Genomic DNA, 20,185 nt, shown 5'->3' on the forward strand with positions numbered 1-20,185 from the left:
CAAGCCGCTCCGCACATCGGATCGATCGCCGGTTGCTCGTCGATCACACCTTCACGGCAAGCGGGATGCAATGCAGGAGGAGCACGGTGCCGTCCCGCCGCAGCCGATCCAGTTCCGAGGCCTCCTTGAGCAGGTTCGGGTTCACGGCAATAAACGAACGTTCACGCCGCCACAGCTTCCTCTTCTTTTTCCCGCGCCGCCTTCCGGTCCATCAGCAGACTATGCAGCATCTCCGTCGACAACCCGTGCAGCACCAGCCGGTACCCCGCCCGCAGAGTGGACATCGGCACCAGCGGATGCTTATTGTTGACCAGGATGAGGTGCTCCGGCGCGCCCATCAGCTTGGCCGCGTAGATGCCTATGGTCTCGTCCAGCTGCAGCGAGTTGGCGGCGCGCCAGAAGTCGTTGTCGGTCAGCATGAGCTGGTACAGCGGGGTGAACAGCTCGATGGCGCTTTGCAGGTCCAGGAAGTTCAGACGCGTGCGGGGCATGTCCTCCAGGCGCAGGCCGGGATCGCGGATCATGGAGAAATCCACGCGGGCCGGCGGGTGCATCTCGATGCCCGCGTCGCGCAGGGCCTGGTTCAGGCGGATGACGAAGTTGAAGAGATTCAGGTCGTGCTTGACGAACAGATCGTCCTTCAGGTCGTCGATATTGCGCGGCTCCAGCGGCGTGGTCGTGATCGGCACCGGCGAGTTGGCCGCGATGAAGGTCAGGATCTGCGCCCCCAGATGGAAGTGCCGCAGGATCAGCCAATTTGCCTCGGGCGAGACGAAGCGCGTCAGTCCCCACGCCAGCACGCGGTGCAGCAGCCGGGAGTGCGACCAGTTGCGCGGCAGGAAGATCTTCAGCAGCTGGATCAGGATGATGAAGCCGCGCGCGATGGGGCGCAGCAGGGGCAGCAGGTACTGGCGCGAGTTGCTGCTGGAGTCGGTCAGCCAGCTTTTCTTGACCGCGTCGGGCAGGGGCGTGCTGCGGTCCAGGTACAGGGCCAGCCAGGGGTTGGGGTCGGCGGGGTCGTGCTTCTGGGCCAGGAAGTCGGGCGGGGATTTTTTCATGGGGCCTCGTTCTCCATGACGTGGTGGAATTGCATCAGGTACAGGGCCGCGGTGTGGCGGGCGGTGTCGATGATGCGTCGGGTGGCGCGGCCCGTCGGGTCGCAGTCCAGGGCCAGTTCGACGGCGGCCAGCCAGCGGGCCAGGTGGTTCTCGTCGTTGTGGCCGTGGTATTCCAGGAAGCGGTAGGTGTCCGGCGGCAGCGACAGGCTGGCCTTCAGCAGGGGCAGCAGGGCGGGAATGATGCGCTGGCCGGTACCTTCGATGATGTAGATGGCGCCCAGCAGGCCGATCGGGTCGCGGGTGGCGGCCAGGCCATGCAGGTAGGCGTTCAGGGCTTCGCCACCAGGGTTGCGGCGCAGGGCATCGAGATCGGCGATGGGCCCGCCGGCGTTCCGGTAGTCCTGGAACAGGATCCTGAAGTCATTCTGCTCTTCGCCCGCATGGGTCTCGATCAAGGCCGCCAGGGGCTGGTAGTCGGGGCCCAGCGAGGCCACGCCCTCGCGCATCCATTTGCTGCCTTCGCGGACCTGGGGGATCCAGTTTTCCATCCAGTTCAGGTAGTCGCCTGTCTGGAAGCGGCGGGTGCGCAGCTTGTGCACGAGGGGAGTGCGCCAGACGCGCGAGCGGTAGTCGTGCCAGATGGAGGCCAGTTCGGTCAGCAGCGGCCCCAGTTCGGGCGACGCGGTGGCCGGATCATGGGGCGGGGCGATGAGATCGTTGCCGGCCGTGTCGGCCACGCGCGCCGCGGGCGGGGTGGCGGCCGCGGCGGGCGCGGCATCCAGGCTTTCGACTTCCCACAGCATGTAGGCGGTGGTGAAGCGCCCGGACTCGGGGATGTAGCAAAGGATCTGCTGGCCGGGCTCGACGGCGCGCGTCTCCAGGAATTCGGCCAGCATGATCAGGATGGACGCGGCGCCGGTATTGCCGCGCCAGGCCAGGTTGCTGTACCAGCGTTCCTGCGGGATCTCCAGGCCGGCCTTCTCCAGCAGGTCCTTGACGACGGGGATGAATTTCTCGGACGAGTAGTGGCACAGGAAATGGTCGATCCGGTCGGACCGGACCCAGCCGTCCCGCGCGAGCCCGGCGTATTCGTGGATGCCGATGTCGAACAGGTGGGGCAGCAGGCGGATGTCCTGGCGCAGCGCCAGCGCGCCGTCGGCTTCCGCGTCGGTCCAGGAAGGATAGTCCAGGTGCACGCGCTCGCGGTCCGCGGACAGGCCCAGTTGCATGCACACCGGATAGTCGCCCGAGAACGAGCGCTGGTGCACCCATTTCAGTTTCAGGCGCACGCCTTGCGAGGCGCCGGGCAGCGCCGATCCCGCATTGCCCAGCAGCAACGCGCCGGCGCCGTCGGACAGCATCCACCGCAGGAAGTGGGAATCGAAGTCGGCATCGTAGCCGCGCGCGGTGAAGCGCGACCGCTTGAACAGCCGCGAGGGCAGTTCGCTGGCCACGGCCAGGGCGCGGTCGTGGCCGCCCATTTCCACGGCCTGGGCCGCGGCCTGGATGGCCGAGACGCCGGCGGCGCAGATGCCGTGCACCGACAGGGTCTCCATGGGGTGGGCGGCCAGTTCGCCCTGGATCATGTTGGCGAAGCCGGGCATCAGGGCGTCGCCGCCCGAACTGCCGCTGGCCAGCAGCGATACGTCGTCCAGCCGGGCGTCGGCACGCCGCAGGCAGTCCCGGATGGCATGGGCGGCCATCCTGGCATTGCTGTACACGGTGCCGCCTTCGGCGTCGATGGCGTAGTAGCGCTGCTTGATGCCGTTCTCGGCCAGGATGCGCTGCTTGATGCGTCCGGAGATGCGGTTCAAGGGCGCGATGTAGCGGTCCAGTTCGTCGTTGGACACCGGCTGGCCAGGCATGAAGTAGCCGGCGCTTTGCAGGTAGACGCGGTCGAAGGCGATGGGCATGGGGTTCTCTCGAGGGAGCGCGGCGGCCTAGCGTGGGGTGGTCCGGGTCGTCAGGGAGCGCGTGCGAAAGCGCGCGCTGAAGCTTCCCAGGACGAAGACGCGGAACATGTAGGGCACGAGGCCGGGTTCGTTCAGCGCGGCCGGCACGCGATGCCGGTAGCGCCGGTAGTGCAGGCGGGTCAGTTCGGACCAGTGGGCGCGCGAGTGCTCGTGGTGGGCGGTGTGCAGGCCGATGTTGAACAGCAGCGGGTTGACCAGCCCTTCGAAATTGCGGGCATAGCCCAATGTATGGCTGCGCGTGGGGCCGCCGTCGGCGTGGGCATGTTGCAGGTAGTTGGTGGCCAGCAGCCAGTGCAGGCCGTGCAACTGCGGCACGATCACGAACAACAATGCCTTGGCCGGGTTCAGCGCCAGCAGCCCGGCCCACAAGCCCAGCCACGCGGCGTACTGGGCCATGCAGTAGCGCCAGGCGCCGGGCCAGTGCCGGTACAGGCGGCGCAGCCAGCGGACGAAGGCGGGGTAGAGGACCCATGCCGCCTGCACCGGATGGATCAGGTAGCCCCACAGGTGGTTGGTATCGCCCCCGAAGCGGTAGGTGCGAGCGATGTCCCGCGGACCGTGCCGGTGGCGATGATGGTTGGCGACGTGCGCGGGATAGAACACGAACGTGGGGTGCCCCTGCAGCAGGGTGATCCAGAAATCGGTGGCGCGGTTGGCCCTGCGGCCGCGCCACATCCGCACGTGGGTGTGGTTGTGGTGGATGACGCCTATGCCCAGGGTCAGGAACAGCATCAGCGCGTAGAGGGGCAGCGAAAAGCCGTGGTGCCACTGCCACGCGGCAAGTGCCGGCAAGGCGGCCAGATACAGCAGGCTCTGCCAGTCGCGGCGGTTGCGCAGCGTGGGCAGGAAAGCGCGCCCGCTATTCATGGCCCGCCGCGGTCCTGCGGTCGTGGGCCTGCAACAGGAGCGCCGCAGCGTCCGCCTGCAGGCGCGTGTGGAACAGCCGGTCCATGAAGGTGAACTGGAACCCGTAGTTTCCGTTGAAACAGGCATGGTGCAGGTGATGCCGGCGGCTGGCGGCGAACCAGTGGGCGTAGGACACGCGCGGAAAGAAGTCGTAGTTGGCGTGGCCGATGCAGTTGAAGAACAGGCTGAACAGCGGCACCGAGGCCAGCGACCAGAAGCTGAAGTCGTGCACCACCATGGGCAGCAGGATCACGTTGCCCAGCATCAGGGCCTCGACCGGGTGGAAGCTGTAGGTCGAGAACGGCGTGGTGACGATGGAGCGGTGGTGGGGCAGGTGGAAGCGGCGCAGCGGCTTCGTGTGCAGCAGGCGGTGATTGATCCAGAAGTGCACGTCGTTCCAGGCCACCAGGGCCAGGATTTCCAGCGCGATCTTCCAGCCGCCTGCGGCCGGATCCAGCCTGGCCCATCCGAGCTGCAGCAGGCCCCACGGAAAGATCATGCCGGTGCCGAACAGCAGGATGGACATGCCCGACTGGAGGAGTTCGCGGCGCAACTGGCCCGGCGCGAGCGGACGGGGGTCCAGCGGGCGCCCCACGCCCAGTGCGGGCAGGACGTGGCGGGTAAGCAGCCAGGTCGCGGCGCCGAACAGCAGGTAGATACCACCGAAAAACAGCAGGCCTGCCAGCATGACCTGCGATGCCGAAAGCTCCTGGAATGCTTGGCCCATGAGTTGTTGTCGTTGTGATGCCGGGAACGGCCTCTATGATAAGCAATTGGCCGGAATGGACGCGGTGCCTGGACGGGATGTCGATTGCACAACGCGGACGAATTCATTACAAAATGTTCGCTCCGGTGGCAGGCGTCGCGGTGCGCCATGCCTAGGTCACGATTCCGAGCAGCTTCTTGCCGATGCCCCGGCCCTCGTAGCCGGGCAGCAAGGCCAGGACGACGATGGGGGCGTCGTCCGGCGTGGCGGGCGCAAGTTCAGATGAGGCATGGATGTGCGTTCCGGGCGACCGGCGGCGCGGGCAGGGATTTCAACGGGATATATTAAAATCCCAAGACTCGCCGCGCGTCTGCGCGCCGTGAATATTCCATTGCGCGGCACCTTCCGGGCAACACAAGGAGCGCCCGGGGCTCTTGTCGTATACGGGTACGTGGAGCATTCCCACCATGTCAGCTGCAATCAGGATCCTGCAAGGCAAGTTCGGGCGTGTCGCGCTGCTCGACATGAACATGCTCCTGGTGTCGCATGCGCATCACCATTGCCACGTGCTGATCAAGGCCTTCGGCGCCGATACGTATTTTTCGGTGCGCGGCCAGCCGCAGCCGCTGACGGACGACAGCGCGGTCCTGGTCAATGCCTGGGAGCCCCATTCCTACAGCCATAACGGCGCGGAAGTGCAGCGCACGGTGATCCTGGCCCTGTACATCGAGCCCGGCTGGCTGGCCGGCATCCAGCAGGCCCTGACGGTCAGCGCGCACCCCCATTTCTTCCAGCAGCCCTGCGTCGCGTTGTCGCCGGCGGCGCGCAAGCTGGCCGATGCGCTGGCGCGGGACATGCTGCTGACGGCGGAACTGCCCGCCGGCCAATTGGAAGAGCGTCTTTTCCAGCTGATGATCGCCACGATCGAGCACCATTCCGAGTGGCGCAGCTACCAGTCGCTGCTGGGCAGTCTGCGGCAGCACCATGGCGACGTGCGCATCCGCAGGGCCATCGGCCGCATGCGCGAGAACATCGGGCAGTCGCTGGACATGGATGCGCTGGCGGCCGAATGCGGGCTGTCGCGCGCGCATTTCTTCGAGCTTTTCCGCAAGACCACCAAGCTGACGCCGCGCGTGTACGCCAACGTGCTGCGCATGGAAGCGGCCATCACCGCGTTGACCGCGGGCCAGACGCCGGTCGCCGACCTGGCCTACGACATGGGTTTTTCCGCTCCGGGCCATTTCACCCGTTTCTTCCGCGAGCACCTGGGCACCACGCCCACCGAGTACCGCCGCGTGGTGGACGTGTTCGACGCCGGCCGGGACGGGCGCTGACCACCGGCCCGTGGACCGATTTCCCGCCGGAAAACAGAAAAATCAGACTCTATGGTAAGTGAGCCGATGCGGCGGTAACGGCCGCGGGCAGGGCGCCGCTTATCTTTCTCCTCGCGCAGACCGCCTGAAGGCGGCATGCAGGGAACATGGGGTGCTTGCATGAGTGACGCGAGCGTTCTGGCCACGGCCGATGCGCCGTTCGTCGGGCGCCGGCAGGAACGGGTCGAGGACGCGGCGCTGCTGTCGGGGCGCGGCGCCTATGGCGACGATCTCCCGGTCAAGCCGGGCACGCTGCACGCGGCCATCCTGAGATCCCCCCACGCCCATGCCCGGGTGCTTGGCATGGACACGGGGGCCGCCGAAGCCCATCCGGGCGTCAGGGCGGTACTGACGGGCGCCGACGTGAAGCGCTGGTCGCAGCCCTTCGTCGTGGGCGTGAAGTCGCCCATGGAGCATTGGTCGCTGGCCCAGGACCGCGTGCGCTATGTTGGCGAGCCGGTCGCCGTCGTGGTGGCCGAGGACCGCTATGTCGCCGAGGATGCGCTGGAACTGATCCGCGTCGACTACGAGGTGCTGCCGGTGGCCGTGGAGATCGAGGCGGCCATCGCCGGGGATGCGCCGGTGCTGCATCCGGCGGTGGGCAGCAACATCGTCAGCGACCGCAGTTTCAGCTATGGCGAGCCGGACGCCGCCTTCGCCTCGGCCGAGCACCGCGTCCAGCTGACCGTCCACTACCCTCGCAATTCGTGTACGCCCATCGAAGGGGCGGTGGTGATCGCCGAGCACCTGGCGGGCGACGATGGCTACGAGGTCAGCTCCAACTTCATGGGGCCGTATTCGCTGCATTCGGTCATGGCGCTGGCGCTGAAGATCCCGGGCACGCGCCTGCGCCACAAGCTGCCTCGTGATTCGGGCGGCAGCTTCGGCGTCAAGCAAAGCGTGTTTCCCTACGTGGTGCTGATGTGCCTGGCGTCGCGCAAGGCGGGCGCGCCGGTGAAGTGGGTGGAGGACCGTCTGGAGCACCTGGTGGCCGCGACGTCCGCGACCTCCCGCCTGTGCACGATCGAGGCCGCCGTGGATGGCGAGGGGCGGATCAGCGCGCTGTCCTACGACCAGTTCGACGACGTGGGCGGTTATCTGCGCGCCCCCGAGCCAGCCACGTTCTATCGCATGCACGGCTGCCTGACGGGTGCCTATGCCATCCCCAACCTGAAGGTGCGCAACCGCGTGGTGCTGACCAACCGCACGCCCGCCGGGCTGGTGCGCGGCTTCGGCGGCCCCCAGGTGTATTTCGCGCTGGAGCGGCTGATGCAGCGCATCGCGCAGCAACTGGGAATCGATCCGCTGACGGTGTACCGGCGCAACTTCGTGCCGCCCGAGGCGTTTCCGTACCGCGCCGCGGCCGGCGCCTTGCTGGATTCCGGCAACTATCCGCTGGCCCTGGAGATGGCCGAACGGCAAGGCGGGCTGGAGGAACTCCTGCGGCGGCGCGACGTGGCCAGGGCCGAGGGGCGGCTGTATGGCATCGGCTATGCCGCGATCGTGGAGCCGTCCATTTCCAACATGGGCTACATCAGCACGGTCATGACGGCGGAGCAGCGCGCCAAGGCCGGACCCAAGAACGGCGCCATCGCCAGCGCCACCGTCGGCATCGATCCGCTGGGCGGGGTGACGGTGGTCGTGGCTTCGTCGCCTGCCGGGCAAGGGCACATGACCGTATGCGCCCAGGTCGTCGCGGACGTGTTCGGCCTCTTGCCGCAGCAGGTGGCCGTGAATGTGGATGTCGATACGCAGAAGGATGCCTGGTCGGTCGCCGCGGGCAATTACTCCAGCCGCTTTGCCGGCGCGGTGGCAGGCACCGTGCACCTGGCGGCCAGCCGGCTGCGCGACAAGGTGGCGCGCATCGTGGCGCATCAGCTCAGGTGCGATCCGGCCGACGTGGTGTTCGCGGGAGGCAAGGTGGGGCTGCCGGACGCGCCGGGCAAGATGCTGCCATTCGCACGCGCGGCCAGCAGCGCGCATTGGGCGCCGGGACAGTTGCCGGAAGGGGAGTCGCCCAGCCTGCGGGTGACCGAATTCTGGACCCCGCCCGAGTTGACCGCCCCGGACGAGCAGGACCGCGTCAATACGTCGGCGGCCTACGGGTTCGCCTTCGACATCTGCGCGGTCGAGATCGACCGCGATACCGGACGCGTACGCATCGACCGCTACGTCACCACGCACGATGCGGGCAAGCTGCTCAACCCGGCGCTGGCGGACGGCCAGATCCGCGGAGCCTTCGCCCAGGGGCTGGGCGCTGCGCTGATGGAGGAGTTCCGCTATGCGGGCGACGGCAGCTTCCAGTCCGGCACCTTCGCCGACTATCTGGTGCCGACGACCTGCGAGGTGCCCGACCCGGTCATCGTCCACCTGGAGACGCCGTCGCCGTTCACGCCGCTGGGGGCCAAGGGCCTGGGCGAGGGCAACAACATGAGTACGCCGGTATGCGTGGCCAATGCCGTCGCCGATGCCCTGGCGCCCATCCGGGGCGCCTGCGACGTCAGGCTGCCGCTGACACCGCTCAAGATCATGGAACTGATCGGGTTCGACGATCCGCCGCCCAGCGCCGGCGCGCAAGCGGCTTCGGCACCGCCCGCGAGCGCCGCGACGCCGGGCGGCGGATCGGGCAAGGCCTTGTCCGCCACGGGCAGCGTGCAGATCGCCGCGGCGCCCGAGGTCGTCTTCAACGTGCTGCTTGATCCGCAGGCATTGGCCAAGGTGGTACCCGGCTGCCATTCGCTGGAAGCGGTGGGCGAGAACCGCTATCGCGCCGACGTGACGGTGGGCGTGGGCATGATCAAGGCCCGCTACGCGGCACACATCGAGCTGTCGGAGCTGGATCCGCCGCATTCCCTGCGCCTGGCCGGTTCGGGCAGTTCGTCGCTGGGCGCCGCGCGTGGCAGTGGCAAGGTTCGGCTCGAGCCCAGCGAAGGCGGCACGCGCCTGGTCTACGACTACAGCGCCGAGGTCAGCGGCAAGGTGGCCGCGGTCGGCAGCCGCATGCTGGAAGGGGCGGCCAAGATCGTCCTGGCGCAATTGTTTGAACAACTCGGCCGGCAGGCCAGCGGGCAGCCTACGCCCGCCGCGCCGCGCCGCTGGTGGCGCAAGCTGCTGGCGCTGTTTGGATGGAAGGGGGCGGCATGAAGCCCGCGGCTTTCGATTACGTGCGCCTGGAGGACGAGGCGCAGGCTTGCGAGCTGCTCGCTCGCCATGGCGAGGAGGCCCGCATCCTGGCGGGAGGGCAGTCGCTGATCACGGTGCTGAACATGCGCCTGGCGCAGCCATCGGTGCTATTGGATGTCTCGCGCTGCGAGGCGCTGGACTACGTGAAGGTGGCGGGCGGAATGCTGGAAGTGGGGGCCGCGGCCACCCAGGCCAGCGTGGAGTGGCGGCCGGGCCTGGCCGGCGAAGTGCCTCTGCTGGCCTGTGCGTTTCCCTATATCTCGCATTTCCAGGTGCGCAACCGGGGCACCGTGTGCGGCTCGGTGGCGCACGCCGACCCCAGTGCGGAGCTGCCGCTGTGCCTGGCGCTGCTGGGTGGCGAAGTGGTGCTGTCATCCAGGCGCGGCCGCCGCACCTTGCCGGCGCGGGATTTCTTCCAGGGCATGTTGACGACGGCCCGCGCCAGCGACGAATTGATCGCCTGCGTGCGCTATCCGCTGCGTGCGGCGGGCACGGGCTACGCGTTCGAGGAGTTTTCGCTGCGCCATGGGGATTTCGCCATCGCCGCCTGCGCGGCCGCCGTCGGCAAGGATGCGATACGCCTGGGCGTGGGTGGCGTGGCGGACCGGCCGACCGTCTTGCAATGGCCGCGCCTGCCGCAGCGGGAACTGGAAATCGCCATCAATGACTTTGCCTGGACGCTGGGCGCGCAGGACGACGCGCACGCCAGTGCCGCGTACCGCCGGCGGCTGGTGCGGCAACTGGCGGCCCGGGCCATCGCCACGGCCGCTGCCCGGGCGCAAGGAGACACCGCATGAGCACGGAAAAGACCCATCGCATCCGCTGCACCTTGAACGGCCGGCGGCGCGAGGGCACGGCCGAGAGCCGCATGCTGCTGTCGGACTTCCTGCGGCACGAGCTGGGCGCCACCGGCACCCACGTGGGATGCGAGCACGGGGTGTGCGGCGCCTGCACCGTGCGCATCGACGGGGTGGCCAGCCGCTCCTGCCTGACGCTGGCGGTCCAGGTGGACGGCCGCGGAGTGGATACGGTCGAAGGCCTGGCGCGGGACGGCGAACTGGGCGATCTGCAACAGGCCTTCCGGCGGCACCACGCGCTGCAATGCGGTTTCTGTACGGCGGGAATCCTGATGTCGTGCGCCGATTTCCTGGAGCGCGTGCCCGATCCGACCGAGCAGCAGGTGCGGGACATGCTTTCGGGGCACCTGTGCCGGTGCACGGGCTACACCCCCATCGTGCAGGCCGTCCTGGACGTGGCCGCCTCGCGCAACAAGAACACATAGAAGGAGGCATCTGATGCTGGATTTGGGACGTACATTCTTGCAGAGCGTGGAGCGCAACCCGGAGGCGATCGCGGCCGTGGAAGGCGAGATCCGCCTGACCTACGCCGAGTGGCTGGGGCAGATCCTGCGCGTGGCGCAAGGGCTGGATGACCTGGGGCTCGGGCATGGCGACCATCTGCTCGTGGTCCTGCAGAACCGCCTGGAAATGGCGACGCTGCACTGGGCCTGCCAGTTCCTCGGGGTGATCGTCACGCCCCTGAACTGGCGCGCCAAGCCCGAGGAAATCGACTACTGCCTGGTCGACGCCTCGGCCAGGGCCATCGTCTACGAAGAGGCCAGCGCGCAAGCCGTGGCGCAGGCCGCCGAGGCCGCCGGCGTGCCGCGCATCGTGGTCGGCGCGGACGCCCACGCGACCCATGCATACGACGGCCTGCTTGCCGCCCGGCCCTGGACGGCCGGCCCGCGCGCCACGGCGGACGACATCTCGCTGATGCTCTACACGTCGGGGACGACCGGCAAGCCCAAGGGCGTGCCGCGCCGGCATCGCCAGGAGCGCGCGGCCGCGCTGGGCCACGTGGCGCAGAACCAGTACGGGATAGGCGAGCGCACGCTGGGCGTGATGCCGCTCTATCACACCATGGGAGTGCGGTCGTTGCTGGCCATGGCGCTGGTGGACGGGTGTTTCGTGTGCCTGCCGCGCTTCTCGCCGGCAACCGCGCTGGCGCTGATCCAGCGTGAGCGGGTCAGCAACCTGTACCTGGTGCCGACGCTCTACCACGACCTGCTGGCGCACGCCGATTTCGCAAGCACCGACATCTCCAGCGTCCGCAAGCTCGGCTTCGCCGGCGCGCCCATGCACGACGCGCTGCTGCTGCGCCTGGACGAGGCGTTCCGGCCCGAGCTGTTCGTCAATCACTACGGCAGCTCCGAGGTCTACACCATGGCGGTCAACCCCGATGCGCGCCGCAAGCCCGGCAGCGCCGGACGCGCGGGCATCAACACGCGCCTGCGCCTGGTGCGGCTGGAGACGACCGATCCCGACGATTTCGCGCCGCGTGGAACGGAGGGGCAGATCATCGCCGACCTGGCCGGGGACGAGGCGTTCGAAGGCTATTGGAACCGGCCCGACGCCAACGCCAAGTCGCTGCACGGCGGCTGGTATTTCACCGGCGACACGGGCTATCTGGACGAGGACGGCGAACTGCACGTGACCGGGCGGGTGGACGACATGATCATCAGCGGCGGCGAGAACATCTCGCCGGTCGACATCGAGTCGGTGTTGTCCCTGCATCCCGGCGTGGACGAGGTCGCCGTCGCGGGCCTGCGCGACGAGCGCTGGGGCCAACGCGTCGTCGCCTTCATCAAGCGCAAGGAGGCCGTCGACGGCGAGACGCTGGATGCGTATTGCCGCGGCACCGATCTCGCCAATTTCAAGCGTCCGCGGGAATACGTCTTCGTCAGCGAGATTCCCAAGTCCCCCGTGGGGAAGATCCTGCGCCGCAAGCTGACGGCCGGCGAATTCGAGCCGGACCGTTCCTGATTCCGAAATCCCGTGCATGACCCAATGAAGGATATCTCCATGCCCAAGCTCAATCATCCGGCCCACAGCCTGCTCGAACAACTCGATGGCTTCGACGTCATCGTCGACGCGGAGCGCGAGCGCGCCGACATTGTCCTGAAGCGTCCTCCGTTCAACATCATCACCATGCACGAGCGCGAACAACTGCGCCTGGTGTTCGAGGCGCTGGACGAGGACCCGCGCGTGCGCGTGATCGTGCTGCGCGCCGAAGGCGAGCACTTCTCCAGCGGCGGCGACATCCGCGGCTTCCTGGAGGCCAGCCCCGAACACGTTTCCAAGCTGGCCTGGAACATCGCCGCGCCGGCCCGCTGCTCCAAGCCGGTGATCGCCGCCAACCGGGGCTACTGCTTCGGCGTGGGATTCGAGATCTCGCTTGCCTGCGATTTCCGTATCGCCAGCGTCACGGCGCAGTACGCGCTGCCCGAGCAGAAGCTGGGGCAGATTCCCGGATCGGGGGGATCGGCGCGCCTGCAAAGCATGATCGGCATCGCCCGCACCAAGGACGTCGTGATGCGCTCGCGCCGCATTCCGGGCCAGCAGGCCTACGACTGGGGCTTCGTGGTCGAGTGCGTGGCCGATGACCAGCTCGAGGCCGCCACCGACAGGCTGGTGGACGAACTGCGTGGTTTCTCGCCGCTGGCCCAGCGCACGGTCAAGAAGCTGCTGAACGATTCGGAGGACTCGCCGGTGTCCATCGCCATCGAGCTCGAGGGGCACTGCTACAGCCGCCTGCGCACATCCGAGGATTTCCGCGAAGGCGTCGAGGCATTCCACGCCAAGCGTAAACCGCAGTGGACGGGCCGCTAAGCCGGAACGCTGCACGATTCCAATAACGGAGACATCATGAATACGACCACGGATACCGTTCCGGGCGCGGGACCGCGCGACTCGGCCGCCGACCCCGCGCAGTCGCGCAAGGCCTTCATGGCGGGCCTGGCGTCCACCTTCGGATGGGCGCTGGACCTGTTCGACCTGTTCATCCTGCTGTATGTGGCGCCCATCATCGGGCGGCTGTTCTTTCCTTCGGACAAGCCCACCCTGTCGCTGGCCGCGGTCTATGCCTCGTTCGCGGTGGCGCTGCTGGTGCGGCCCCTGGGGTCGGCCGTGTTCGGCGCCTATGCCGACAAGCACGGCCGCAAGCGTGCGCTGATGATCTCGATGGTGGGCGTGGGGCTGAGCACGGCGGCATTCGGCCTGCTGCCGACCATCCACCAGGCCGGGGTGATCGCTCCCATCGTCTTCCTGGTATTGCGCATCGTGCAGGGTTTGTTCGTGGGCGGTATCGTGGCCTCGACGCATACGATAGGCACGGAGTCGATCGCGCCGCGCCACCGTGGCCTGATGTCGGGACTGGTCGGCAGCGGCGGCGCAGGCATGGGCGCCCTGATGGCCTCCATCGTGTACTTCGCGCTGTCCTACGTCTTCCCCGGCGACCGTTTCGACCAGATCGGCTGGCGCGTCATGTTCTTCTCGGGCCTGATCAGCACCGTCTTCGGCCTGGTGATGTACAGGCTGCTGGACGAGACGCCTTCCTTCAAGAAGATCCAGGCCGAGCGGGCCAGGCAGAAGGACGGGGCGGCCAGGCAGGCTTCGCCGCTCAAGACGCTGTTCGCGGGCGAGTATCGCAACGTGCTGCTGGTCAACCTGCTGATCACCTTCGGCGGCGGCGCGACCTACTACATCACCGCGGGCTATCTGCCGACGCTGCTGAAGCTGGTGGCGAACGTGCCGCACGAGAGCTCGGCGCTGATCCTGATGATCAGCTCGGTGGGAACGATCGTCGGCGCGCTGGCCTTCGGCGCCCTGAGCGACGTCATCGGCCGCAAGAAGACGTTCTATGCGCTGGGCGTCTTCTGCCTGGTACTGCTGCCGTACCTGTTCCTGCTCATCGCCAAGCCCGCGTCCCTGCTACAGATCACGATGATCGCCTCGGCCATCGCCCTGCTTGGCGGGGCCATCATCGCGCCGGTCATGATCTTCCTGAACGAACGCTTCCCGGCCAAGATGCGCGCCAGCGGCACGGGGTTGTCCTGGAACATCGGCTTCGCCGTCGGCGGCATGATGCCCACGGTGGTCTCGCTGCTGAGCGGCTCGCCGCAGGACATTCCCCACGTCCTGGCCATCACCTCGGCCTTGCTGGCGGTGGTCTACCTGGTGGGCGCCAAGGTCTCGCCCGAGACCCAGGGCCAGTTCGACTAGGCCCGGAGGCGCAGGAAGGGTGACGGGTTGCTGCGGGGCGGTGGTCATGGCGGAGATTCCTTCGGGTTGGAACCGGCATGGCTGTGTCCGGTACTCCCAAGACGAATCGGACAGGGGAAACGGATCGGTGGCGGAAAAAAATCCCGGCCCGGGTTCAGCGGGGTGTTTCCGTCATGAGCCTGGCCGCCGCATCTACCGCCGCCCGCAGGTCCAGCAGGTGACAGGACGCGGAGCCGACCTGCCCAGTCCTGGCCAGGCCCAGCCGGACGAGCGTCTCGCCCAGGGCCGGGAAACGGTCCGCATCGCCGGCGGGCAGGTCGAAGGCCACCCAGCGCCGCTGGCCGTCCACCCATAGCGGGGCGCCTTCGGCGATCCTGGGCGGCGGGGGCGAGGCCAGGGTCTCGGCCATGTGGAAGGCCGTGCATGCACCGAAGCCGGCGCCCAGCAGCAGGATGCCGGCGCGTTCCCGGTACAGGCGCCCCAGCGGCCCGCCGTGGCCGAAAGGATCTTCCAGGGCGTGGGTGGCGGTGATCGATCCGGCCAGCGGGCCCAGCGCGGCGAAGGAGCACAGGGGGTGGGGGCTGCGGCGGGCACCGGGCCAGGTCCGGAACAGTTCCGCCACCGCGCCCATGCCGCGCGTCGGGGTGGTACGCGGGTCGAACGGCGGCAGCGTGGCCCGGATCGTGGCTATCCAGGCGGGCGGGACGGCGGGCGCCCGCCAGTTGGCGGGATCGCTCAACTGCGATGACTGCGCGGGCATCACCAGCGTGCCGGCCGGGCCCACGGCATCGAGCAGGGCACGCACGACGGTCTCGGCTCCCCCCGAGACCCAGCCGAGCCGGCTCATGGCGCAATGTACGAGCAGGGTCATGCCGGGGGCGACACCCAGCCGTGACAGGTCGGCGGCCAGGGTTTCCCGGGTGCGTGGCTGGGGCGTGGCGATGATGGCGGCGTGCTCGGTCATGGGAAGGACAATCGGGAAATATTTGAAATCCGGATAATTGACATATACCTGTACCGCAAATATTATGAATTTATTCGGATTTCAGGTATTTGCCATGTCCATGTCACCTCAAGTCCTGGCGACCGCCACGCAACTGGGCACGGTGCTGCAGGCCGCGCGCAAATCCCAGGGGATGACCCAGTCTGCCCTGGCCGGCCGCATCGGCCTGAGCCAGTCGCGGGTGTCCCACCTGGAACTGCACGCCCATGAGCTGAGCCTGGAGCAACTGTTGGCCTGGTGTGCCGCGCTCGGGCTGGAATTGACCCTGGGGCCGCGCGGCGGCCAGGCGCCACCGTCCACTGTACACGCGGACTGGTGACATGGGTCGTCGATCGCATGGCCGCAGCCTGTTCATCTGGGCCAACGGCATCCGCGTCGGCCGCTGGACGATCCCCGCGAGGGGAGAAATGGAACTGCATTACGACCCGGATTGGACGGGGGCCGACATCGGCCGGCCGCTTTCGCTGTCGCTGCCGTTCAACCTGCACGGCCTGCCCCTGAAGGGCGAGAGGGTCGCCAACTATTTCGACAACCTCCTGCCCGACAGCGACGTGATCCGCAGGCGCGTGGCCGAGCGCTTCCGGACCGGTTCGACGGATCCCTTCGATCTCCTGAAGGCAGTCGGCAGCGACTGCGTGGGAGCGGTGCAGATACTGGACGAGCACGAGACGCCGGACGGCCACGACCGCATTGAAGGCGTGCCCTTGTCCGACGAGGACATCGAGCGGCATCTGATCGAGACGGTGTCGCCGCGCGCCTTCGGCGCCCAGGGGGATCCGGATGCCGACTTCCGCATTTCACTGGCGGGCGCGCAGGAGAAGACCGCTTTCCTGTGGTGGGACGGCCGATGGCACGCGCCGCGCGGCGCCACTCCCACCACCCACATCTTCAAGCTGCCGCTGGGACTGATGGGCGGCCGGCGGGCGGATTTCACCACCTCGGTCGACAACGAATGGCTGTGCCTGCGGCTGCTCAAGGCCTATGGGCTGGATGCCGCCCATGCCGACATCGCGACCTTCGGCAGGCAGCGCGTGCTGGTCGTCGAGCGTTTCGACCGGCGCGTCGCGCCGGACGGCCGGTGGATCATGCGGCTGCCGCAGGAGGATTTCTGCCAGGTGGCCGGATGCCCGCCGCTGCGCAAGTACGAAAACGAGGGCGGGCCGGGGCTCAAGACCCTGTTCGCCACGCTGCGGCAGTCGGTGAGCCCCGATGCCGACATGAAGACATTGATGGCCGCGCAAGTGCTGTTCTGGCTGTTGCGCGCGCCCGACGGCCACGCCAAGAATTTCAGCATTCATCTCCTGCCGCGCGGTCGCTTCCGGCTGACCAGGCTGTACGACGTGATGTCGGCCTACCCGGTGCTGGGCGAGGGGGCCAATCAATGGTCCAGCCGCGAAATCAAGCTGGCGATGGCGTTGCTGGGCAAGAACCGGCACTATGAGATGCACGGCATCCAGCGCCGGCATTTCGACAGTACGGCACGGAAGGTTGGCTATGCGCCGACGGCCGGGCCGATCATCGAAGAAATCCTGTCGCGTACCCCCGCGGCCATCGCCGAGGCCCACGCGGCGCTACCCCGGGATTTTTCGCCGCGTGTCGCGGACACCATCCTGGGCGGGCTGCAACGGGCCGCCGATGCGCTGGCGGCAATGGTGTCCTGATTCCCATAGGAGCTGGCAATGTCTCGAATCTTCATCACGGGCTCGGCCGACGGGCTGGGCAAGGCCGCGGCCGGCACGCTGCTCGCGGACGGCCACGAGGTCGTGCTTCACGTGCGCGGCCGGCAGCGGCTCGATGCGGTGCAGGACCTGGTGAGCCGGGGCGCCCGGGTGGTGGCCGGCGATCTGTCGGACCCGGGGCAGGCCGAGGACGTCGCCGGCCAGGTCAACCGCCTGGGGCGGATGGATGCGGTCATCCACAACGCCGGGGTCTATACCGGGCGGCACATACTGCCGGTCAATGTGGTCGCGCCCTATGTGTTGACGGCGCTCATTGCCCGGCCGGATCGCCTGGTGTACCTGAGCAGCGGCATGCATTTCGACGGCCGTCCCCAACTGGACGGCCTGGATTGGCGCGGGCATGGCGAGTCGGCGTCCTACTCGGACAGCAAGCTGTTCGTGACGGCGCTGGCGATGGCGGTGGCCCGGCTGTGGCCGGGCATCGTCAGCAGCGCGGTCGATCCGGGGTGGGTGCCGACCAAGATGGGAGGCCCCAATGCGCCCGGCGACCTGCGCCTGGGCCACCTGACCCAGGAGTGGCTGGCTGCCGGCACGGACCCGCGCGCCGGCGCGAGCGGCGGATACTGGCACCACCAGCAGCGGCTCGATCCGCATCCCGCCGCGCTCGACGCGGCTTTCCAGGACGAATTGCTGCGCGAGCTGGAACGGGCGACGGGCATCGCGCTGGCCGAGGCCTGACGATGGCGGAAAGCACGATGCGGCAACAATTGATCGATGCGAAGAAGCGCCTGTATCGATGGATGAAGTACCGCCTGACCCGGCCCGCGCCGCCGCCTTTGCCTTTCGACATCACGGGTCCGGTGGTCGTGGTCGGCTCCGCGCCGCAGGCCAACCGGCCGGAGGGCCTGGATGGGCGCTATACCGTCATCACCGTGAACGGATCCCAGTCCGTGGCCGCGCGCTGGGGCATCGAGGTGCCCGACATCACGATGATGATGTTCAACCAGATCGAGGGCACGACGCACAATGCGCGGGAGGTCCGGCGGGTCCTGAGCGGGCGGCGGACGCGCGCGCTCTACGTGCTGCTATGGCGCAAGAACGAACGCGAGCGGCTGGAGCGCGGGCTGGCGTCGTTCGATTACCGCTACGACCACCTCTACATCGTCGACCGCTATGAGCGCATGGCGCTGCTCGACAGGGTCGCGGGCCTGCATTCCCTGGAGATCGACGCCGAGTCGAAGTGCTCGAACGGCATCAACGCCGTGCTGTATGCGCTGCATCACGGCGCTCCTGCCGTCATCATCGCCGGCATCGATCCGGGTTCGGCCGGACACGCCTACAACGATGCGGGCCTGGCGCGGCTGCACGTGCGCATGGACCGGATCATCCTGCAACGCCTGCTCGATGCGGGGCGGCCGGTATTCACCGCCGATCCGCAGGTGTCGCGCGCCACGGGAATTCCCTTGTGGAACGCGGAGCGCGCGGCGTGCGTCACCGGCCGCGCTGCCTGACGTGCAGGAGACGCTCGCGGGTGGAGAACCACTCGTCCGCGTAGTCGTCGTTCCTGTGTTCGTCGAAGTAAGGGCCGCCGGTGGTGAAATGCACCAGTTTGGCGTCGGAACGGTAGTCGTATTCGGCGACCAGCCAGTTCCATGCGGCGGGGAGGTCGCCGATGAGGTCTTCCGATTCGAGCCACTTGAACTGGTGCAGGTCCAGCCCGGTCGCCGTGTTCACATAGTAGGGATCGAGCCTGCGGCATTTCGCATTGTTGAAGAGCAGGACGCTGGACCAGTTCTTCTTCTCGTACCTGGACTGGACCTGTCCCAGGAACTTGGTTTCGCTTCTGGGACGGTAGTCGTGCTTGACGCACATCGCGGCAAAGCGCTCGTCCCGCAAGGCCCAGAGTTCCGCGATGTCCGTGCGCACCAGCGTGTCGCAATCGATGAACAGGGACCAGCCCTGGAAACCGCTCAGGTAAGGCACCAGGAAGCGAGAGAACGAGAACTCGGTCGACTGGAGCGGATTGCGTTCCCGGGCGAAGACGCCTTCCAGGTGATCCAGGGCGACCGGGGTGACGGAAACGGGGATGGAGCTCTTTTCCAGGATGCTCTGACACAGCACGTGATAGGCGGCGACTTCCTTGCTGTCGAAACCTATGTAGATGCGGGCAGTTTCTATCATGGCCGGCCGGGTCGAGTTCTGCGGAACCCATGTTGTACCGGGCCGCGGCTCGGCCGGGCGTATCACAACGTTTCATAAGAAACAGACGCCGGCTCGACATTCGTGCGCGATGGGCAAACAATTGGCCGCATGCCCGTCGCCCGCCGATTCGCCAATACCGCGCTGAAGCTGCTGTACCGCTACACCCACGGTCCCGGCCAGCGCCACAACGAGCGCCTGTGGCCGCACGTGGCGGTGGAACGCGACGCCGACGGCCATGTGGTCGGCTATTCGTACCGGCGCCGGCCACTGCCATTGGCCAATGCGAGCGTGGCCCGGGCAAGCGCGTCCGGAACGGGGCACATCATCGCCAGCGGCCCGTCGATCAATGACATCGACTACGGCCGCCTGTCCTTGTCCGGCGTGATGGGGGTGAACGGCGCCATCGCGCTGCTCGACCGTCATGCCGTACGCTTCGATTACTACTGCTTCAACGACACGGGCTTCGTGCGGGCCCGTCCCGAACTGGTCCGCCGGGTCGTGGAGCAGGAGCTGCTGCTGTTCACCACGCCTTTGTGCCTGTGGCATGTCCTGCAACGGATGCCTCCCGAGGCGTTGCGCTGCCGGCTGTTCCTGGTCGAGAATCCCCAGCGGCGCGCGCTGTTGCCGGCGCGGACCATGGCGCAGGTACGGCGCGAACATCCGGAGCACGAACTGGCTATTTTCGATCTCGACCGCGCGCTGGGATTCAGCCGCGACATCCGCAAGGGCGTGTTCGACGTCGGCACCGTGGCCTACACCGCTCTCCAGATCATGGCCTGGCTGGGGTACGCCGAAATCGTGCTGCATGGCGTGGACCTGCGCAACGCGGCCGCCGCGGGCCGCTTCTACGAATCGCTCGCCGACCGCCTTCCCACCACGCTCGACCAGTACCTGTCCGGCCACATCCTGCCGTCGTTCAACAGGGCGGCGTCGCTGCTGCGCGAATCGGGCGTGCGTATCGTCAACCTGTCTCCGGATGGCGCGCTGTCGGGTGACCCGTTCCAGCAACGGGACTGGCGCGCGCTGGCCGGGAGTTGATGCC

General features: G+C 67.7%; 19 protein-coding genes. 12 read left to right on the forward strand and 7 right to left on the reverse strand.

Annotated features, from left to right (window positions below):
- Nucleotides 1-43 precede the first annotated feature (43 nt).
- From ABD104_RS01350 to ABD104_RS01370, 5 genes are read right to left on the reverse strand one after another with little or no spacing between them, the layout of a single operon-like run.
- Nucleotides 44-145, reverse strand: coding sequence for an amidase (locus ABD104_RS01350; protein ID WP_217896323.1), 102 nt, complete (start codon nucleotides 143-145; stop codon nucleotides 44-46).
- 16 nt (nucleotides 146-161) lie between these two features.
- Nucleotides 162-1,058, reverse strand: coding sequence for a DUF6999 family protein (locus tag ABD104_RS01355; RefSeq protein WP_338615236.1), 897 nt, complete (start codon nucleotides 1,056-1,058; stop codon nucleotides 162-164).
- Nucleotides 1,055-2,971: a 3-oxoacyl-[acyl-carrier-protein] synthase III C-terminal domain-containing protein gene (locus ABD104_RS01360; protein WP_343927034.1), complete on the reverse strand. Its 1,917-nt coding sequence runs from the start codon at nucleotides 2,969-2,971 to the stop codon at nucleotides 1,055-1,057. Before ABD104_RS01360 ends, ABD104_RS01355 begins: the two co-directional genes overlap by 4 nt.
- A gap of 27 nt (nucleotides 2,972-2,998) precedes the next feature.
- Nucleotides 2,999-3,898 (reverse strand): fatty acid desaturase, encoded by a 900-nt coding sequence (locus ABD104_RS01365; RefSeq protein WP_338615234.1) that lies wholly within the window; start codon nucleotides 3,896-3,898, stop codon nucleotides 2,999-3,001.
- Complete coding sequence (locus ABD104_RS01370; RefSeq protein ID WP_338615233.1) at nucleotides 3,891-4,664, reverse strand: sterol desaturase family protein; 774 nt, start codon at nucleotides 4,662-4,664, stop codon at nucleotides 3,891-3,893. The genes ABD104_RS01365 and ABD104_RS01370 overlap by 8 nt, the downstream gene beginning before the upstream one ends.
- Before the next feature lie 446 nt (nucleotides 4,665-5,110).
- Here ABD104_RS01370 and ABD104_RS01375 point away from each other — a divergent pair, with 446 nt between their 5' ends.
- The 7 genes from ABD104_RS01375 to ABD104_RS01405 all read left to right on the forward strand — a co-directional run bounded on the left by ABD104_RS01375 (nucleotide 5,111) and on the right by ABD104_RS01405 (nucleotide 14,259).
- Nucleotides 5,111-5,977, forward strand: a complete 867-nt coding sequence (locus ABD104_RS01375; protein WP_338615232.1) for an AraC family transcriptional regulator — start codon at nucleotides 5,111-5,113, stop codon at nucleotides 5,975-5,977.
- Nucleotides 5,978-6,136: 159 nt separating this feature from the next.
- Nucleotides 6,137-9,160, forward strand: coding sequence for a xanthine dehydrogenase family protein molybdopterin-binding subunit (locus tag ABD104_RS01380; RefSeq protein ID WP_343927035.1), 3,024 nt, complete (start codon nucleotides 6,137-6,139; stop codon nucleotides 9,158-9,160).
- A complete protein-coding gene (locus ABD104_RS01385) occupies nucleotides 9,157-9,996 on the forward strand; it encodes an FAD binding domain-containing protein (RefSeq protein WP_343927036.1) in 840 nt (279 codons plus the stop codon). The genes ABD104_RS01380 and ABD104_RS01385 overlap by 4 nt, the downstream gene beginning before the upstream one ends.
- Nucleotides 9,993-10,481 (forward strand): (2Fe-2S)-binding protein, encoded by a 489-nt coding sequence (locus ABD104_RS01390; RefSeq protein WP_343927037.1) that lies wholly within the window; start codon nucleotides 9,993-9,995, stop codon nucleotides 10,479-10,481. The genes ABD104_RS01385 and ABD104_RS01390 overlap by 4 nt, the downstream gene beginning before the upstream one ends.
- Before the next feature lie 13 nt (nucleotides 10,482-10,494).
- Complete coding sequence (locus tag ABD104_RS01395) at nucleotides 10,495-12,021, forward strand: AMP-binding protein (protein WP_343927038.1); 1,527 nt, start codon at nucleotides 10,495-10,497, stop codon at nucleotides 12,019-12,021.
- Nucleotides 12,022-12,060: 39 nt separating this feature from the next.
- Nucleotides 12,061-12,867: an enoyl-CoA hydratase/isomerase family protein gene (locus ABD104_RS01400; protein WP_338615227.1), complete on the forward strand. Its 807-nt coding sequence runs from the start codon at nucleotides 12,061-12,063 to the stop codon at nucleotides 12,865-12,867.
- A gap of 36 nt (nucleotides 12,868-12,903) precedes the next feature.
- Nucleotides 12,904-14,259 carry an MFS transporter gene (locus tag ABD104_RS01405; RefSeq protein WP_087840020.1) on the forward strand — a complete coding sequence of 452 codons (1,356 nt, stop codon included), beginning with the start codon at nucleotides 12,904-12,906 and terminating at the stop codon, nucleotides 14,257-14,259.
- Nucleotides 14,260-14,413: 154 nt separating this feature from the next.
- Here the strand turns inward: ABD104_RS01405 and ABD104_RS01410 are convergent, their stop codons facing one another.
- Nucleotides 14,414-15,223 carry an AAC(3) family N-acetyltransferase gene (locus tag ABD104_RS01410; RefSeq protein ID WP_343927039.1) on the reverse strand — a complete coding sequence of 270 codons (810 nt, stop codon included), beginning with the start codon at nucleotides 15,221-15,223 and terminating at the stop codon, nucleotides 14,414-14,416.
- Between the two features lie 94 nt (nucleotides 15,224-15,317).
- On the opposite strand from ABD104_RS01410, the gene ABD104_RS01415 reads away from it, so the two are divergent.
- The 4 genes from ABD104_RS01415 to ABD104_RS01430 are packed head-to-tail and all read left to right on the forward strand — an operon-like array spanning nucleotide 15,318 to nucleotide 18,452.
- Entirely contained in the window at nucleotides 15,318-15,581 is a 264-nt protein-coding gene (locus ABD104_RS01415; protein ID WP_279819365.1) for a helix-turn-helix domain-containing protein, read from the forward strand.
- Between the two features lies 1 nt (nucleotide 15,582).
- The gene (locus tag ABD104_RS01420) at nucleotides 15,583-16,923 is read left to right on the forward strand and encodes a type II toxin-antitoxin system HipA family toxin (RefSeq protein WP_279819367.1); all 1,341 of its coding nucleotides are present in this window, start codon (nucleotides 15,583-15,585) and stop codon (nucleotides 16,921-16,923) included.
- Nucleotides 16,924-16,941: 18 nt separating this feature from the next.
- Nucleotides 16,942-17,679 (forward strand): SDR family NAD(P)-dependent oxidoreductase, encoded by a 738-nt coding sequence (locus ABD104_RS01425; RefSeq protein WP_343927040.1) that lies wholly within the window; start codon nucleotides 16,942-16,944, stop codon nucleotides 17,677-17,679.
- Between the two features lie 17 nt (nucleotides 17,680-17,696).
- The gene (locus tag ABD104_RS01430) at nucleotides 17,697-18,452 is read left to right on the forward strand and encodes a membrane-anchored protein (protein ID WP_087840264.1); all 756 of its coding nucleotides are present in this window, start codon (nucleotides 17,697-17,699) and stop codon (nucleotides 18,450-18,452) included.
- On the opposite strand, the gene ABD104_RS01435 is transcribed toward ABD104_RS01430, so the two are convergent.
- Nucleotides 18,433-19,122 (reverse strand): glycosyltransferase family protein, encoded by a 690-nt coding sequence (locus tag ABD104_RS01435; protein ID WP_087840025.1) that lies wholly within the window; start codon nucleotides 19,120-19,122, stop codon nucleotides 18,433-18,435. The genes ABD104_RS01430 and ABD104_RS01435 overlap by 20 nt on opposite strands.
- Before the next feature lie 129 nt (nucleotides 19,123-19,251).
- Here ABD104_RS01435 and ABD104_RS01440 point away from each other — a divergent pair, with 129 nt between their 5' ends.
- Nucleotides 19,252-20,181: a hypothetical protein gene (locus ABD104_RS01440; RefSeq protein WP_087840026.1), complete on the forward strand. Its 930-nt coding sequence runs from the start codon at nucleotides 19,252-19,254 to the stop codon at nucleotides 20,179-20,181.
- Nucleotides 20,182-20,185 lie beyond the last annotated feature (4 nt).

Source organism: Pigmentiphaga daeguensis, assembly GCF_039523035.1.
Classification (GTDB): domain Bacteria; phylum Pseudomonadota; class Gammaproteobacteria; order Burkholderiales; family Burkholderiaceae_B; genus Pigmentiphaga; species Pigmentiphaga daeguensis.

What these genes read in the sequence shown, in the direction of transcription:
- ABD104_RS01430 (WP_087840264.1), top strand. Translation starts at nt 17,697, where the DNA reads ATGCGGCAACAATTGATCGATGCGAAGAAGCGCCTGTATCGATGGATG.
- ABD104_RS01400 (WP_338615227.1), top strand. Translation starts at nt 12,061, where the DNA reads ATGCCCAAGCTCAATCATCCGGCCCACAGCCTGCTCGAACAACTCGAT.
- ABD104_RS01410 (WP_343927039.1), bottom strand. Translation starts at nt 15,223, where the DNA reads ATGACCGAGCACGCCGCCATCATCGCCACGCCCCAGCCACGCACCCGG.
- ABD104_RS01425 (WP_343927040.1), top strand. Translation starts at nt 16,942, where the DNA reads ATGTCTCGAATCTTCATCACGGGCTCGGCCGACGGGCTGGGCAAGGCC.
- ABD104_RS01415 (WP_279819365.1), top strand. Translation starts at nt 15,318, where the DNA reads ATGTCCATGTCACCTCAAGTCCTGGCGACCGCCACGCAACTGGGCACG.
- ABD104_RS01375 (WP_338615232.1), top strand. Translation starts at nt 5,111, where the DNA reads ATGTCAGCTGCAATCAGGATCCTGCAAGGCAAGTTCGGGCGTGTCGCG.
- ABD104_RS01380 (WP_343927035.1), top strand. Translation starts at nt 6,137, where the DNA reads ATGAGTGACGCGAGCGTTCTGGCCACGGCCGATGCGCCGTTCGTCGGG.
- ABD104_RS01420 (WP_279819367.1), top strand. Translation starts at nt 15,583, where the DNA reads ATGGGTCGTCGATCGCATGGCCGCAGCCTGTTCATCTGGGCCAACGGC.
- ABD104_RS01435 (WP_087840025.1), bottom strand. Translation starts at nt 19,122, where the DNA reads ATGATAGAAACTGCCCGCATCTACATAGGTTTCGACAGCAAGGAAGTC.
- ABD104_RS01440 (WP_087840026.1), top strand. Translation starts at nt 19,252, where the DNA reads ATGCCCGTCGCCCGCCGATTCGCCAATACCGCGCTGAAGCTGCTGTAC.
- ABD104_RS01370 (WP_338615233.1), bottom strand. Translation starts at nt 4,664, where the DNA reads ATGGGCCAAGCATTCCAGGAGCTTTCGGCATCGCAGGTCATGCTGGCA.
- ABD104_RS01405 (WP_087840020.1), top strand. Translation starts at nt 12,904, where the DNA reads ATGAATACGACCACGGATACCGTTCCGGGCGCGGGACCGCGCGACTCG.
- ABD104_RS01395 (WP_343927038.1), top strand. Translation starts at nt 10,495, where the DNA reads ATGCTGGATTTGGGACGTACATTCTTGCAGAGCGTGGAGCGCAACCCG.
- ABD104_RS01385 (WP_343927036.1), top strand. Translation starts at nt 9,157, where the DNA reads ATGAAGCCCGCGGCTTTCGATTACGTGCGCCTGGAGGACGAGGCGCAG.
- ABD104_RS01365 (WP_338615234.1), bottom strand. Translation starts at nt 3,898, where the DNA reads ATGAATAGCGGGCGCGCTTTCCTGCCCACGCTGCGCAACCGCCGCGAC.
- ABD104_RS01355 (WP_338615236.1), bottom strand. Translation starts at nt 1,058, where the DNA reads ATGAAAAAATCCCCGCCCGACTTCCTGGCCCAGAAGCACGACCCCGCC.
- ABD104_RS01390 (WP_343927037.1), top strand. Translation starts at nt 9,993, where the DNA reads ATGAGCACGGAAAAGACCCATCGCATCCGCTGCACCTTGAACGGCCGG.
- ABD104_RS01360 (WP_343927034.1), bottom strand. Translation starts at nt 2,971, where the DNA reads ATGCCCATCGCCTTCGACCGCGTCTACCTGCAAAGCGCCGGCTACTTC.